13 protein-coding genes are annotated in these 15,358 nt (G+C 63.7%); all 13 read right to left on the reverse strand.

Features of this window, described 5'->3' with window-relative positions; genetic code table 11:
- Nucleotides 1-256: 256 nt before the first annotated feature.
- Nucleotides 257-1,309 (reverse strand): pseudaminic acid synthase, encoded by a 1,053-nt coding sequence (gene pseI / locus VXM67_RS19175; protein WP_023381542.1) that lies wholly within the window; start codon nucleotides 1,307-1,309, stop codon nucleotides 257-259.
- Between the two features lie 3 nt (nucleotides 1,310-1,312).
- Nucleotides 1,313-2,788, reverse strand: coding sequence for a UDP-2,4-diacetamido-2,4,6-trideoxy-beta-L-altropyranose hydrolase (gene pseG, locus VXM67_RS19180; RefSeq protein WP_027908236.1), 1,476 nt, complete (start codon nucleotides 2,786-2,788; stop codon nucleotides 1,313-1,315).
- The gene (gene pseF, locus VXM67_RS19185; RefSeq protein ID WP_367237291.1) at nucleotides 2,785-3,510 is read right to left on the reverse strand and encodes a pseudaminic acid cytidylyltransferase; all 726 of its coding nucleotides are present in this window, start codon (nucleotides 3,508-3,510) and stop codon (nucleotides 2,785-2,787) included. Before pseF ends, pseG begins: the two co-directional genes overlap by 4 nt.
- Nucleotides 3,503-4,684, reverse strand: a complete 1,182-nt coding sequence (gene pseC, locus VXM67_RS19190; protein ID WP_023381545.1) for a UDP-4-amino-4,6-dideoxy-N-acetyl-beta-L-altrosamine transaminase — start codon at nucleotides 4,682-4,684, stop codon at nucleotides 3,503-3,505. The genes pseF and pseC overlap by 8 nt, the downstream gene beginning before the upstream one ends.
- Entirely contained in the window at nucleotides 4,681-5,682 is a 1,002-nt protein-coding gene (gene pseB / locus VXM67_RS19195) for a UDP-N-acetylglucosamine 4,6-dehydratase (inverting) (protein WP_023381546.1), read from the reverse strand. The genes pseC and pseB overlap by 4 nt, the downstream gene beginning before the upstream one ends.
- Nucleotides 5,683-5,828: 146 nt before the next feature.
- On the reverse strand, nucleotides 5,829-8,732 hold the full coding sequence (locus VXM67_RS19200; protein ID WP_104883416.1) for a TIGR00180 family glycosyltransferase: 2,904 nt from the start codon (nucleotides 8,730-8,732) through the stop codon (nucleotides 5,829-5,831).
- 54 nt (nucleotides 8,733-8,786) lie between these two features.
- A complete protein-coding gene (locus VXM67_RS19205) occupies nucleotides 8,787-9,521 on the reverse strand; it encodes a cephalosporin hydroxylase family protein (RefSeq protein WP_023381548.1) in 735 nt (244 codons plus the stop codon).
- A 6-nt stretch (nucleotides 9,522-9,527) separates the two neighbouring features.
- Nucleotides 9,528-10,613, reverse strand: coding sequence for a class I SAM-dependent methyltransferase (locus VXM67_RS19210; protein WP_027908233.1), 1,086 nt, complete (start codon nucleotides 10,611-10,613; stop codon nucleotides 9,528-9,530).
- Nucleotides 10,603-11,460: an NAD(P)-dependent oxidoreductase gene (locus tag VXM67_RS19215; RefSeq protein WP_027908232.1), complete on the reverse strand. Its 858-nt coding sequence runs from the start codon at nucleotides 11,458-11,460 to the stop codon at nucleotides 10,603-10,605. Before VXM67_RS19215 ends, VXM67_RS19210 begins: the two co-directional genes overlap by 11 nt.
- Nucleotides 11,461-11,465: 5 nt before the next feature.
- Entirely contained in the window at nucleotides 11,466-12,689 is a 1,224-nt protein-coding gene (locus VXM67_RS19220; protein ID WP_027908231.1) for a class I SAM-dependent methyltransferase, read from the reverse strand.
- On the reverse strand, nucleotides 12,686-13,246 hold the full coding sequence (locus tag VXM67_RS19225) for a dTDP-4-dehydrorhamnose 3,5-epimerase family protein (RefSeq protein WP_023381552.1): 561 nt from the start codon (nucleotides 13,244-13,246) through the stop codon (nucleotides 12,686-12,688). Before VXM67_RS19225 ends, VXM67_RS19220 begins: the two co-directional genes overlap by 4 nt.
- Complete coding sequence (gene rfbG, locus VXM67_RS19230) at nucleotides 13,243-14,325, reverse strand: CDP-glucose 4,6-dehydratase (protein ID WP_023381553.1); 1,083 nt, start codon at nucleotides 14,323-14,325, stop codon at nucleotides 13,243-13,245. Before rfbG ends, VXM67_RS19225 begins: the two co-directional genes overlap by 4 nt.
- The gene (rfbF, locus tag VXM67_RS19235) at nucleotides 14,307-15,080 is read right to left on the reverse strand and encodes a glucose-1-phosphate cytidylyltransferase (protein WP_023381554.1); all 774 of its coding nucleotides are present in this window, start codon (nucleotides 15,078-15,080) and stop codon (nucleotides 14,307-14,309) included. The genes rfbG and rfbF overlap by 19 nt, the downstream gene beginning before the upstream one ends.
- Nucleotides 15,081-15,358: the final 278 nt, after the last annotated feature.

A 15,358-nucleotide genomic window follows, 5' to 3' on the forward strand; every position in this document is an offset into this window, starting at 1 on the left:
GCTCAATACCACCGTCCGCATGACTCGAACGGCGCCTGAAAACGGGATCCACCACCCGGTGGACTGGGCGGCAGGCGGGGCAGGCGTGCAACAAATGCAGGCCTGGCCCATTAACGGTTACAGAGAGAGATGCCCGCTCTGACCGATAGGTCACGAATATTTCAAGACAATCGCATATTTTGCCAGGACTCGTCACCTCGACGATGAGGTGAGGCGCGTCCGGTGCAAGGCAAACCAGTCGCAGTGAGGGCGGACCTCAGTCGAGCAGCGACCAGTCCAGCGCGGTGCCCCGCTTGAGGGGTTGCCGGGCCTTGCGCCCGAGCACCGCATCGAGATGGCCAGGCGCCAGCCCGAGACCCGGACGGATGGCCCGGACATTGCTGCGATCGAACACCTCGCCAGCGGCCATGTCGCGCACCACGTACAGCGAACGCCGGAATCGCCGCGAAGCTTCCTCGGCCGCTGTCGCGCCATAGTGCACCCGCCCAAGCGACTGCCAGGCACGTTCGGTTTCCAGCACCAGCGCCGCCATTTCCCGAGGCTCCAGGGAAAACGCCGCGTCCACACCGCCGTCGGCACGGTCGAGGGTAAAGTGCTTCTCCACCACCGTAGCCCCCAGCGCCACCGCCGCCACCGCCACGCCGACGCCCATGGAGTGGTCCGACAAACCAACCTGGCAGCCGAACAGCTCGCGCATGTGTGGGATGGTCAGCACGTTGCTGTTCTGCGGGCTAGCCGGATAGGTACTGGTGCATTTGAGCAATACCAGGTCACGGCAGCCCGCCTCTCGCGCCACCTGCACGGTGCGCTCGAGCTCCGCCAGGCTGGCCATGCCTGTGGAGATGATCATCGGTTTGCCGGTGGCCGCCACCTTGCGGATCAGCGGCAGGTCAGTGTTCTCGAAGCTGGCGATCTTGTAGGCCGGCACCTCGAGGCCTTCCAGAAAATCCACCGAGGTTTCGTCGAACGGCGTGGAGAAGACCAGCAATCCCAGTTCACGAGCGCGCTCGAAGATCGGCCGGTGCCACTCCCAGGGGGTATGGGCCTTTTCGTACAGCGCATAGAGCGAAGAGCCATCCCACAGGCTGTTCGGGTCGGCGATGAAGAACTCGCCATGGGCCAGGTCCAGGGTCATGGTGTCGGCAGTGTAGGTCTGCAGTTTCAGCGCATGGGCACCCGCCGCCGCCGCCGCCTCGACGATCTCCAGCGCGCGCGCCAGCGACTGATTGTGATTGCCGCTCATTTCCGCGATCACCAGCGGCGGCTGGTCCAGACCGACACAACGGTGCCCGATAGTGAAACTGTTCATGGCTTACTCCTGGAAAACCCGCTCGAACGCGCAGGGAGACTGCACGTAGCCAGCATCGATGAATAATTGCAATGACGCCTGATTGTCGGGCAACACCTGAGCGTCTATCGCCTTCAAGTCTGGCCACCGTTCACGCACGAAAGCCTCGCCACGGGCGAGCAGCGCCCTGCCCCAGCCCAGGCCGAAACGCCCTGCGAACAGGTACAGCGATACCCGTGCGCGTCGCCCCGGCAAGCGGTCGTAGCGCACACTTCCCACTGGCCCGTCGGCTGCCTCTGCGATCAACAGCAGGCGTTGCGGATCGGCCAGCGTCGCGGCCAGCCAGGCCTGATGACCTGGCCAGTCCAATGCCTGTCCCTGCTGCGAACGGCGCCGCACCTCGGGGGCGTTACGCCCGTCGAACAACACCCGAGCATCTTCGATCCGGCCCTGACGCAACACCAGCCCCTCACCCAGCAAGGCCACAGCCATTCGCTGCGCCCCCCGCCCATCGACCAATGCGCGACTGCGTTCAGCGAAGCTCTGGCGCAGGGCCTGATTATCCAGCAGTAAGCCAATCGCTTGACGCAGCGCCGGCACATCGACGTGCGCGGCGTCGCCCAGATACAAGTGCATGCCCGCCCGAGCCATCGCCTGTGCATTGGCTCGCTGATTGTCCGCCACGCTCACGCACAGGCTCGGCAAGCCCAACGCGGCGCGCTCCCAGGTCGTACCACCACCGGCGCCGATGAATACGTCCGACGCGGCCATCCGCGCCGGCAGATCGTCGACGTAGGCGTGCAGCTCCCAACCGGGGCGCATGCTGCACAGCTGGGCAAGCATCCCGCGCTGCGGGTGCCCGAGCCCGGCGATACACGTCACTTGCACGTCTTCGATGCAGGACAGCGCCTGCAAGGTCTTGGGCAGCATACCCGCCACATCGAATCCGCCGAAGCTGACCAACACTCGCCGGGCCTGGGGCGCGATCGTAATCGCCGGCTGCTGCAAGGCTGGCCGTACCAGTGCGTACCGTGGCCCCAGCAAACGTCGGCAGGTCGGTGTCAACAAGGGAGCGTAAAGCGCCTCGCTAGCGTTGAAATTCTGATCCAGCAGCAGGTCGGCCACGTGGGCGCGGTCGGCCAGGTCGTCGATCACCGCGACGCGCTGGGCCACTACCCGGGCAGCCTGCTCCCAGCGCGCATCCAGGGCATAGTGGTCGACAACCACCCAATCGAATCCAGCGCGCTCCGGCAACACCTCGCGCAGCGCGGCGATATCCGCGGCCCAAGGCTCGACGCCAGGCTGTTGCGGAGGCTGCTCCCAGGCAAAGACCTCGAACCCTTCCTGTTCAATGGCCTCCCGCCGATGACCGTCGAGCAGGCAGCAGGCAAAACTGACCTGCGCTCCCCGCTCACGCAGGGCGTTGGCCAAGGTCAGGCAACGTGCTATGTGACCGACACCCATCGTCGAGGAGGCGTCCGCCCTCACCAGCACCCTCATGGGGCCAGCTCCCCGCCGGCCTTCAGCGCCGCATAGAGGTATTGCGCGCGCAGCCAGTCATCCTCGGTATCGATGTCTTGAACCAGATGCTGCGGAATGATCACCGGCAAGCTGCGCTCGGAATACAGCACCTCGTGCCGCAACCAGGCATCCACACGCCCCCAGTAGAACTGTCCGGCATCCTGGTAAGCCGGCGTCAGGTCCTGCGATCGGGTTTCACGGAACTGCGGGTACAACGGCACCAGCGCCCCCTGATCGTCCAGGGTCAGCGCCCGTTGGACGGGAAAGCCGAAATTGCATACTGAAAAGGCGAAGGAGCGCTCGGGGTGCTGCCGCAGCAATGCCAGCCCCTCTTGCAGGTAGCGCTGCTGCACGAAAGGTGCGGTGGCGTAGATGCAACACGCATGGGTCAGGACGTGCCCCTGGCTTGCCAGGGTCTGTAGGGCATGGCTGACCACGGCATGGGTAGTCGCATGGTCGTCGGCCAGGGAAGCCGGCCGCCGAAACGGCACCTGTGCGCCAAATTCCCGTGCCACCGCTTCGATTTCCGGATCGTCGGTACTGACCACTACTTGTTCGAACAGGCCACTGGACAGTGCTGCCCGGATCGAGTGGGCAATGATCGGCAACCCGGCGAAGGTCTTGAGGTTCTTGCGCGGGATCCGCTTGCTGCCACCGCGAGCGGGAATGATCGCGACATTACCTTGCGGACGCTCAGTCATACGCATTGGCCCTGGACGCGTCAAGCAGCCTGTACAGGCTGTCGACCACATGGTCCTGCTGAGCGTCGGTCAGGTCCGGGTACATCGGCAGGCTAAGGGCCTCCGCGTAATAGCGTTCGGCCTGCGGGAAGTCCCCCAGGCTGAAACCCAAATCGCGGTAATACGGCTGCAAGTGAATGGGGATGTAATGCAGGTTGACCCCAACCCCCGCGGCCCGCATGCCCTCGAACACCGCTCGATGCGAACACTGCAGACGATCACTCTTCAGACGAATCACGAACAGGTGCCAGGCGGACTCGGCTTCCGCCTGGGGCGCCTGGACAGTCACCGGCAAGTGCGCCAGCAGACGCTGATAGCGAGACGCCAGCTCGCGGCGACGGGCAAGGAACGCATCGAGTCGCGTCAGCTGGGAAAGCCCCAGAGCGGCTTGTAGGTCGGTAATGCGGTAATTGAACCCCAGCTCCAGTTGCTGGTAGTACCAACTGCCGTGGCTCTCCTCGGTCATCTGGCTGGCGTCACGGGTGATCCCATGGCTGCGCAGCAAGCGCAAGCGCTGGCCCAGGTCGGCTCGATTGGTAAGGACCATGCCGCCTTCGGCCGTGGTGATGATCTTCACCGGGTGAAAACTGAACACCGTCATGTCGGCAAATTCGCCGCAGCCAACCGGCGCCCCCGCATAGCGCGCACCGACTGCATGGGCCGCATCCTCGATCAGGGTGAAACCATACTGCCGGGCCAGCGCCGCGATCGCACGCATGTCGGCGCTTTGCCCGGCGAACGCCACCGCGACCACGACCTTGGGCAAGCGCCGTTCCCGGGCAGCCTGCTCGAGCTTGACCGCCAGTGCTCCGGCATCGATCGTCCAGGTGTACGGGTCGATGTCGACGAAGTCGACGCTGGCCCCGCAATAGCGACCACAGTTCGCCGACGCGACGAAACTGATGGGGCTGGTCCACAAATAGTCACCGTCTCCCAGACCTGCGGCGAGACAGGCCAGGTGCAAGCCGGCGGTGGCGTTGCACACCGCCACCGCGTAGCCCGCAGCACAGCGCTGCGCGATAGCCTGCTCGAAGCGCTCGATCAGCGGGCCTTGGGTCAGCCAGTCGGACTGCAGCACCTCGACGACCGCGGCAACGTCCGCCTGGTCGATGTTCTGCCGGCCATAGGGAATCATGCTGGCAACCCGGCATGCAGGTCGGTCAGTTGCTCCACGGTCAGGAAAGCGGGGTTGGTGTCGGAGCGATACTCGAAGTCTTCGGCAACCCAGCGACCGGTTTCACCGACGCGGTCGACAGCGAAATCGACATCCATATGGTTGAAGCGAATCGACGGCACGATGGTGAAATGATCGCCAAATTCGAGGGTCATCCGCGCATCGTCCAAGGGGATCATCAATTCGTGCAGCTTCTCGCCCGGACGGATGCCAACCACATTCTGCGGCAGGTGCCCGGCCATGCCGCTGGCCAGGTCGACGATGCGAATGGAGGGAATCTTGGGCACGAACACTTCGCCGCCGTGCATGCGGGCAAAGCTGTCGAGCACGAATTGCACGCCATGGTCCAGGGTGATCCAGAAACGCGTCATGCGAGGGTCGGTGATCGGCAGCTCGCGGGCGCCCTCCTCGATCAAACGCTTGAAGAACGGCACCACCGAGCCCCGCGAGCCGGCGACGTTGCCGTAGCGAACCACCGCGAAACGGGTGTCCTGCTGCCCAGCGAAATTGTTGGCGGCCACGAACAGTTTGTCCGACAGCAGCTTGGTCGCGCCATACAGGTTGATAGGGCTAGCGGCCTTGTCGGTGGACAGCGCGACGACTTTCTGAACACCGTTCTCGATCGCGGCGGCGATGATGTTCTCGGCACCATTGACGTTGGTACGGATGCACTCGGTGGGGTTGTACTCGGCAGCAGGTACATGCTTGAGCGCCGCGGCATGAACGACATAGTCGATGCCGCGCATGGCCTGACGCACACGCTCGGCATCGCGCACATCGCCCAGGAAGTAACGCATGCACGGCGCATTGAAGCGCTGCTGCATCTCGTACTGCTTCAGTTCGTCCCGGGAGAACACCACGACGCGTCGCGGCCGGTAACGCTCAAGCAGCCGTTCGATGAAGCGACGCCCGAACGAACCGGTTCCCCCGGAAATGAAAATGGACTTGTCGTCGAACATACCTGGATCCTAGGTTGGGCGCCCTCGTCTGACGAGGTCACCCGGTTGCAGTGTCAGGCCAGGCGCACAGCGTACATATTTCTGACTCGCGCCCCCTATGATCCAGCCCGAAGCAAGATGCAGGCCAGCCCCATGGGGGCGCGAGATCAGCCGACCAAGCCAGCCCAGTCCAGCGCCGCCTTATCCAGGGCAAGGTCCGTGCCTTGGATACCACCCTGCCATTGCGCCGACCATTTGGCGCGCAAGGCCGCCAGTGCCACCTCATCCTCTACGAGCGTGCCTGGGTGGATCACCTGGACCTGCGGTGTCCACACCGTCAGCAGGCCGGCTGCGGCGGCTTTCAGACACAGGTCGACATCACCGTGAGCGTGGGCGAAGACCGCCTCGTCCAGGCCTTCCAGGGCGCGGAAGACTTCGCTACGAATCATCAGGCAGCTCGCCGAGACTGCCGGACAGTTCTGCTCGACCGACAGCCGGTTCAGGTAGCCACCGGCCTCTGCGGACTCGCCGGCGAAGGCTGGCACAACCCTACCTTCAGCCTCCAGCCGCAGGCCGGCCTGGCTGAGCTTGCCAGAAGCATCGAGCAATTTGCCGCCGACCACGCCCACTTCCGGACGCTGCGCCTGGTTCAGCAGGGCCTCGATCCAGTTGGCGTTTACCACCTCGGCATCGGCCGCCAGCAGCACCAGGTACTCGCCCTTGGCCTCGGCACAGGCCGCATTGCACAGGGCGGCGGGGCTCAGGCGCTCGGCACTTTGCAGCACGCGCACCTTGCCACCGCCTTGCTGAAGCTGCGCCAGCCAATCCAGCAACCCTGGCGATTGGCTGGCGTTGTCGGCGATCAGCACTTCGTAACGCAGGTACCGGGTACGCTGCAGGATGCTTTCCAGGCAACGCTGGAGCTCGGCAAAGTTGTCCTGGCTCTGCAGCACGATGCTCACCAGCGGTCGCTCGATGTGACGGTAATCGATACGCAGGGTACCCACGCTCGGAGTGCTGACCTGGGCCTTGTAGCCACGGGTCGCCAGATGCCGGACCAGAGTCTGGCGCGCATGTTCGTTGTCGCTGGCATTCGGCACCGGGGTGATCAGCAGTGGCTCGTCGAGGTGGGCCAGGCCATTGAGGCCGCCCTGCTCGATCAAGCGCAACAGCAGGTCGAACTCCAGGGCGTCTCGGTACTGGTTGTCAAAGCCACCGGCTTCCACCAACGCTTCGCGGCGCAGCAACCAGTGACGCGCCATCAGCGCAGGATTTGTCTGCAGCAGGTCAAGGTTGACCCCAGGGCGCCGCAGTTCACGCCAGGCTCCATTGGCCTGTTGCTGGATCTCGTCCACCGCGACAGCACGGCAATCCGGCGCGTTCAATAGTTCGAGGCTCGCGCGCAAGAGGCCAGTGGCGGTGAAACGATCACCAGCCTCGGCCAGCAGCAGCCATTCGCAGGCGGTCTGTCGGGCGATCTGGTTGATCCGCTCGACATAGTCTTCACGGCTGACCTTGATGAAATGCAGGGTGTTGTGCAGCGAGGTGACCATCGGTGGTTCGCCGGTGGTGAACACCATGATCCGGAATGCGTTGCTCAAGCCCCCCAGCAAGCTGTCGAAGGTTTCCTGCAGCCTGGACATATCGTTTTCCAGGTCCAGCAGCAGAATGCCGAACTGCGGCCCGCCCTGGTGCAGCGCCAAATGCTCGTTGATTGCGCTCAGCGCCGCTGCGTCGGGCTTGCGCGCCTCCAGCCAATCGAGCAGGCGCCCCGAGCGCATGTTGCCAAGCAACTCTCGCCCTGACTGCTCCGACACCTGCAAAAGACGCATCAGCCAGGCCGCGAACAGCTCCGCCTCTTCGACCTCACCGGACGCTCGCAGCTGCTCGACCAGTCTCTGAATGACCTTGCGGTTAAATCCGTTGCACTCCAGCGCCTGCCACAAGCGCCCCTTGAGGGTGGCCTGGGTATCGCCGTCCTGCACTTGGAGCAGATATTCCTGACGCAACAACAAGCCCTCGAGCTGCTCCAATTGCAGACGCCCGGCAGGCATGGCGTGAACCAGGAATTCCAGCTCGGTCAGGCGATCGAAGAACGCCTGGTTGTAGAAAGGCATCTCCACATATTGCGATGGCAGGAAGCTACGCACTGGCGGCTTCAGCGGATCGGCCCAGCTGGAGGTCCACACCTTTTCCAAAGTCAGCGCCCGGCGCTGGAACAGGCTCTGGGCCATGGCCGCGAAGCTGTCCAGGGCATGCTGGCGCAACGCCTCGCGGCTCAGTCCTTCAATGGCCGTCGGCAGACCGGCGAGGAAGTCGGCGAATGCTTCACGCCCAGCCACCGACTTGGCGTCGGTGAAACTGAGCACGTGGATCACTTCGGTCTTGTGCTCGGAGCTGCCGTAGTTGGCCTCGCGCACGGCATAGGGGACCGGCAGGATCCGCGCCTTGGCGTTAGCCAGCAAGAAGTACACATGACCGATCTCCTGCCATTCGAAGCTGGTGCCCTCGGGCAGCAGTTCGAACCAGCGGCGCAGCAGCTCGGTGCGGGTAACGGCAAAGAACGGCGGAATGAACTCGTCCATGTAGTCCATCACCCGCTGTTCCGCACGCGGGTGGCCGTAGTCCTCGCTGACCTTCTTGTCCCGGCGGAAGTAATTGATGCGGGTGGCCTCTGCCAGGTACATCATGCTGTAGCCATGGCACATCCCGTAGTCCGGGTTGGCGTCGAGAAAATCCAGCGATTGGTTCAGGCCGTCCTGTAGCAGGAAGTCGTCGTCGGCGGCGAAGGCCATGTAAGGCGTGCGTACCAGGCTCACGCCATGGGTCAGCTTGGCCTGGAAGCCCAGGTACGAGTACTGCGGCAGGTGCAGGTACTCGACACCCGGGAACTGTGCAGCGATAGCCGCGGCAGACTCGGTAGAGGAATCGAGCACGAGGATCGAGCACGGATAGCTGCTGTAGTACTGCAACGTGCGGTGCAGGAATACCGGACGGTTGTGGGTCATCAGCACCAGTGTGAATCGCTCGCGCAGCGTGGCTGCCTGGTCTGCTGCGAAATTGCCTTGCATAGTCTTCACCACCATTGGCGTTGCCGCCGAAGAAATCGAACCCTGTTGAATGTCTCAGCGAACCCGGCGCAGGTAGCCGTCCGGCGCCACGGTCACCAACAGCTTGTTCTGCAGCTGATAGTCGATCTCGAAGCTGTCGTTGCCCTTGAGGTATTCCCAGACCGCGGTCTTGGGGTTATCACCGTGGCCCCATGGGCGATCGGGGAAGAAATCGGCCGGCATGTCCTCGACCACGGTGTCCATCACCACGCAGTAGCTGCCCACGGCCACCAGTGGCGCGTACAGCTCAAGCTCCTTGAGCACGTGTTCGTGGGTGTGGTTGGAGTCGAGCACCAGGATCACCTTCTTGCCTTCGGCAATGGCCTTGACCTGCTCGGCGATGGCAGCATCGATGCTGGACCCTTCGATCATGCGCACGCGCTTGCTCATCGGGTGCGCCTCGATAGCCTCGCGGTTGTGCGGGCGGATATCGATGTCGATGCCCAGCACCTCACCGTGGCCCTGCAGTTCCAGCAGCGAGGCGTAGTAGAGAATCGAACCACCGTGGGCGATACCGCATTCGATGATCAGGTCAGGCTTCACCTGCCAGACAATCTCCTGCATCGCCATCATGTCCTGGGGCAACTGGATGATGGGCCGGCCCATCCACGAAAAGTGGTAGCTGTACTTGTGCGCGGCAGACTTGTTAAAGAAGTCGCGGGACAGCTGCTGCAGCTCCTTGTCTTCACCCTGGGCGGCAATTTGCGCGTTGCATTCGGCTTCGAAGGCTTGGATAGGCGTGTCGGTCATTGTGCTTCACTCGGTTGGCAGGTCAGTGAAATCGGCGCTGTCGACGGCGTGATAGACGAAACGATCGTCGGTCATGCGGCGGATTTCTTCGAGGTAGTTGGAATTCATCACGAACAGCTGCGCGCCCTGCGGCAGGGCCGCGAGCGCCTCCTGCGGCGAGGACACCCGCGCCCCGCTCAGGGGCAGATAGCGGCCTTGCTTGGCCGGGTTGATGTCGATCACCCAGTCCACCGGCGCGCCGGCGCGCTGCAGGAACAGCGAATAGATCACGCCCTTGGACGAGGCGCCCCAGATCGCCGAGCCACGCTGGCCATCGCGCTGCACGATGTGCACGGCGCGCTCCAGGCTGGCGCTGAAGTCGGCAGGCAGCGTCAGCCTGGGCACCGGTTCAAGATCGGTACGCAGGCTGGCAAGGTCGGCCACGATGTACAGGTACTGGCCGTCGAACAGGTGGCCGGCTTCGGCGACGGTACCGAACAGACGGCGCAGATCGCTTAGGCGGAAATAGTTGACGTGCTCGTAGAACAGGTCGAACCAGGCCTTGTGCTCGATGATCCAGTCTAGGCACGGCACTTCGATGTAGATCTGTCCCGCCCCGCCATTGGCCTCGGCAATCGCCACGAGGAAGGACACTGGGTCTTCGATGTGTTCGAGCACATGGCGCAGCACGATGGCGTCGGCCGAGCGGTTCAGCTCACGGGTGAACGGGGCCTTGACCACGTCCGGGTTGTCGCCTTCGTAGGCTGGGTCAATGCCGGTGACGGCATAGCCGCGTTCGCGCAGCAACTCCAGGAACCAGCCCTTGCCGCAACCGACTTCGATCAGGCTCTGGCCCTTGAAGTAGCGGGCGATGACGCCTTCCACGTCGTCCAGGTGGCGCTGGAAACGCGCCGAGTGAGCCTGCTCGTTCTGGTAGTCACTGTCGTAGCTGAGCCGGTCTGCCTCGAAGGCGTCGTTATAGACCAAACCCGTACGGCTGTCCTGCACGAGGCGCATGTCGGCACTGGCCGAGGCGCGTGCCGACTCGGCATCGGCGAAGGTGCGGTTCTGCAGCACCGGCAGGCCAGTGGCGCGGTACAACTCATGCTTCATCACAAGCTCCCAGCTGGGCCCGCAACCGACGGGCATCGCCCCAGAACGCCATCGGTTCGTGGGCCGGATAAGGGTAGTGCCCCAGGTTCAGCGCCATGCGTGCACCACGGCGGGCGATATGGGTCTCGACCAGCGTGCGAACCGATATCGGCTGACCACTACAGCAATTGACCACACCGCTGAAATCACCCTGGCCAAGCAACTCGGCCATGTAGCCGACGGCGGTCTCGATGGGCAGGAAATCGCGCAACTGCTCACCGCCCGACATATCGAAGCGCGCCAGCCCGTCATCGATGGCCCGGTCCAGCGCCGCCAGCAGGCTGCTGGGGTTCTGCCCTTCGCCGAACAGGTAGAACAGCCGAACCCACTGCAAAGCGAAGGGCTGCTGCCGGGCCAGGCTTTCCAGGAACAGGCGCAGGCTGTGCTTGGCCAGCCCGTAGGGGTTGGCCGGCTGGCACGGCAGCGACTCATGCAGCGCACCGTTTTGCAGGCCGTATTCAAAACAGGTACCCGTGACCTGGACCCGGGCAACCCCGCGCTGAACCACGCGCTGGATAAAGCCATAGTCAGCCATCAGGTTGTGCTCGAAGTGAAACAACCCCTGGTAATTAGGCAACCCAGGCCAAGCCAGGTGCACCAATGCGTCGACACCGTCGCACAGCGCGTCGATCGGCAGTTGCGGGTCATGGATATCGGCGCTGACGAACTCGACTTGGTCGAACCACGCCATCGTCCGGGCGATTTCCGGTCTGCGCGCGACGGCGCGCACCTGATGCCCGCGAGCCAGAAGTGCACTGACCAGATGCCGGCCAACGAAACCGGTGGCCCCTGTGACAAGCACGTTCAAGGCACTCACAGGATGGTCAGCTCCGGCACGGCGATGACGAACCGCCCACCCCATTCATGGACTTGCGCCTGCTGCTCGCTGATCTCCTTGAGCAGGTTCCAGGGCAGTACCAGCACGTAATCGGGCTGTTCGATGGCCAGGCGCTCAGGGGCAACCACTGGAATCCGACTACCTGGCAGGAACTTGCCCTGCTTGTGCGGGTTGGCGTCGGCGACCCAGGCCAGCAGATCAGGCTTGACCCCGGCGTAGTTGAACAAGGTATTGCCCTTGGCAGCTGCGCCATAGCCGACCACGCGCTTGCCTTCGGCCTTGGCCTGCAGCAGGAAGCGCAACAGCTGGTGCTTGATGCGTTCGGCCGCAGGCGCCAGGGTGCTGTAGAACGCCGCCGTACTCACACCCACACCCGCCTCGATGCCGAGCAGGTCATCGACGCTGGGCTGGCGCACCTGCGGGCCACCAGCGCGCTGCGCGAACACACGCAGCGAACCGCCATGGGTGGGCAGTTCGCTGACATCGAAGATCTCCAGGCCGTTGCGCGCGCACAGGGTATTCACCGCGGTCAGCGACAGGTACGAATAGTGCTCGTGGTACAGGGTGTCGAACTGATGCTCGGCCATCAGGCAGAGCAGGTGTGGAAACTCGAAAGTGGCCACGCCGCCTGGCTTGAGCAGGGTGGCGAAACCGCTCAGGAAATCGTTGATGTCCGGCACATGGGCCAACACGTTGTTGGCTGCCATGAGGTCGGCCGACCAGCCTTCCTTGACCAGCTCGCGGGCGGCTTGCTGACCGAAGAACACTTCACGGATCTCCAGCCCCTTGTCGCGTGCTGCCTGGGCAGTGCTGCGGGTGGGTTCCACACCCAGGCAAGGAATGCCGCGCTCGGCCACATATTGCAGCAGATAACCATCGTTGGCGGCGATTTCCACTACACGGCTGTGCGTGGTCAGCCCAAAGCGCTCGACCATCTGCCCCACGTAGTCGCGGGCATGAGCCAGCCAGGAGCTCGAATAGGAGCTGAAATAGGCGTAGTCGGCATCGAACAATGCATCGGCGCGTGTGTAATCCTCGGTCTGCACCAGCCAGCACTGCTCGCACACCGCCACTTTCAACGGCACCCAGGCCTCGGCCGCGGCCAACTGCTCGGCGCGCAGGTAGGCATTGGACGGCGGCGCGGTGCCAAGGTCGATCAGGGGCAGGCTCAGGCAGGTACCACAGCCACGGCAGTTCATGGACATACTCCGGTGAACGATGGGGTCAGCCAGGGGTGCTCGGCATCCCTGGCTGACAGATTCTTGACAGGCAGCGGCCAGGCGATGGCCAGTTTCGGATCGTGCACCGACAACCCGCCTTCGCGTCCTGGCGCATAGTCGGCGCTGTGCAGGTAAAGCAGTTCGGCTTCCTCGCTCAGCACCTGGAAGCCATGGGCAAAGCCCGCTGGGATCAACAGGCTGCGGCCATCGCCGGCACGCAGGTGCTCGGCGTGCCACTGCAGGAAGGTGGGCGAACCCTGGCGCAGGTCCACGGCCACGTCCCAGACTTCACCGCGCAGGCAGGTGATCAGTTTGGCTTCCGGGGTATCGCCAAGCTGGTAGTGGAGGCCACGTACGCTGCCCTGACCGAGGGTGTGCGAGTGGTTGATCTGACGCACCTGGAACGGTGTGCCCAGCTCGCCCAGGCTGGTTTCGCAGAACAGCCTGGCGAACTGGCCACGCGCGTCGCCATGACGCTTGTGCTGGACGCTGAACAGGCCGTCGAGGGGCAAGGCTTGCAGTCGCAGATCAGTCACGACAGCTCCGCATACAGGTTCAGCTGGTCGAGGGTGAAGGCACGCATGTTTTCGCCGCGCTGCCAGGCAAGGTGCCAGTCGAGGGTGTGACCAAGGCACTCGCGCAACGTCCAGCGCGTGCGCCACCCCAGCACCTGGCGGGCGCGGGAGCTGTCCAGGCGCAGCAGGCCGGCCTCGTGCAGCTCGCTCGGCTCCACCTGCAGCCCAGGCGCTTCGGGCCATTGGCGGGCAAGGTAATTGACCACTTCGCCAACGCTGCACATGTCCTGCTCGCCTGGCCCGAAGTTCCAGGCGCCAGCATAGGCCGGGCCTTCCTGGTACAGGCGCTCGGCCAGAAGCAGGTAGCCGGCCAGTGGCTCCAGCGCGTGCTGCCAGGGGCGCACGGCGTGGGGATAGCGCAGGGTTACCGGCTCACCTGCTGACCAAGCCTTCAGCACATCGGGGACCAAGCGGTCGGCGGCGAAATCGCCACCGCCCAACACGTTACCGGCGCGGGCGGTCGCCAGGGCCAGGCCGTGTTCGGCGTGCTTGGCCGCCGGGAAGAACGAGGCGGCATAGGATTGTGCCAGCAGCTCGCAGCAGGCTTTGCTGCTGCTGTAGGGGTCGTGCCCGCCGAGGGCTTCGTTCTCGCGGTACGGCCACGGCCATTCCTGGTTGGCGTAGACCTTGTCGGTGGTCACCAGCACGCAGGCGCGCACTCCACCAACCTGGCGCACGGCTTCCAGCAGGTTGAGGGTGCCCATGACATTGCTGGAATAGGTGCCCAGCGGGTCCCGGTAGGCTTCGCGCACCAGCGGCTGCGCCGCCAGATGCAGGACGATTTCAGGCTGCACTTCGGCCACGACTTCAAGCAACGCCGCCAAGTCACGCAGGTCGCCGCGCACATCAGTGATATCGCTGCCGACCCGGGCCAACTCGAACAGACTGGGTTCGCTGCCAGGGTCCAGGGCGAAACCCGTGACCTGCGCGCCCAGCTCACGCAGCCAGAGCGCAAGCCAACTGCCCTTGAAGCCGGTGTGACCGGTCAGCAGGACACGCTTGCCCTGCCAGAACGCTGGGTTCAGGCCCACTGTTTCCATGGTGCCTCCCCGTTCTGCCAGAGGTGTTCCAAGTGGTTCTTGTCGCGCAACGTATCCATCGGATGCCAAAAGCCATCGTGCTGGAAGGCGTGCAACTGCGACTCGGCAGCCAGCCGCGCGAGCGGTTCGGATTCCCAGGAGGTCTGGTCATCGGCGATGTAGCCGAGCACCTTGGGCGAGAGCACGAAGAAGCCACCGTTGATCCAGCCGCCGTCGCCACGGGGCTTCTCGACGAAACCGCTGACCCGGTCGCCATCGCGCGCCAGTGCACCATAGCGTCCTGGGGGCTGTACGGCGGTGACGGTGGCCAGCTTGCCGTGGGCCAGGTGGAAATCGACCAGGGCGCCGATATTCAGGTCCGAGACGCCGTCACCATAGGTGAAGCAGAACGCTTCTTCGCCCTCCAGGTAGCGCGCTGCGCGGCGCAGGCGACCACCGGTCATGGTCTCCTCACCGGTGTCGACCAGGGTGACCCGCCATGGCTCGCTGTAGTTCTGGTGTACGTCCATGCGGTTGGCGCGCATGTCGAAGGTGACGTCCGAGGTGTGCAGGAAGTAGTTGGCGAAGAAATCCTTGATCGCGTACCCCTTGTAGCCCAGGCAGATCACGAAATCGTGGATGCCGTGGGCCGAGTACTGCTTCATGATGTGCCAGAGAATTGGCTTTCCACCGATCTCGATCATGGGCTTTGGCTTGAGGTGGGACTCTTCGCTGATACGCGTGCCCAGTCCACCCGCCAGAATTACCGCCTTCATGTAGTCCCCTCTTGTTCGTCACCGGCCATGGGTCGTGTGGCTGCACGATTTATGGCGATATGACGGGGGACTTGCAGGAAACGCGCCAAATGGCGTCTTTCACCCTAGGCTCTGTGTGGAAAGTCTTGAGACGAAGCCCAGGCAAGGCGAAAACAGCCGAGGAAGCGGAGTTTACGGGTTGTAAATGAGCATTCCGAGGCTGTCTTCAACGCAGCATCACCGAGTATCTAGGCTTTTCGTACAGAGCCTAACCTGCGCAGATGGCGAGCTGTTCGCAG

It is taken from the genome of Pseudomonas sp. Rh2, from assembly GCF_040762985.1.
Lineage (GTDB): Bacteria > Pseudomonadota > Gammaproteobacteria > Pseudomonadales > Pseudomonadaceae > Aquipseudomonas > Aquipseudomonas taiwanensis.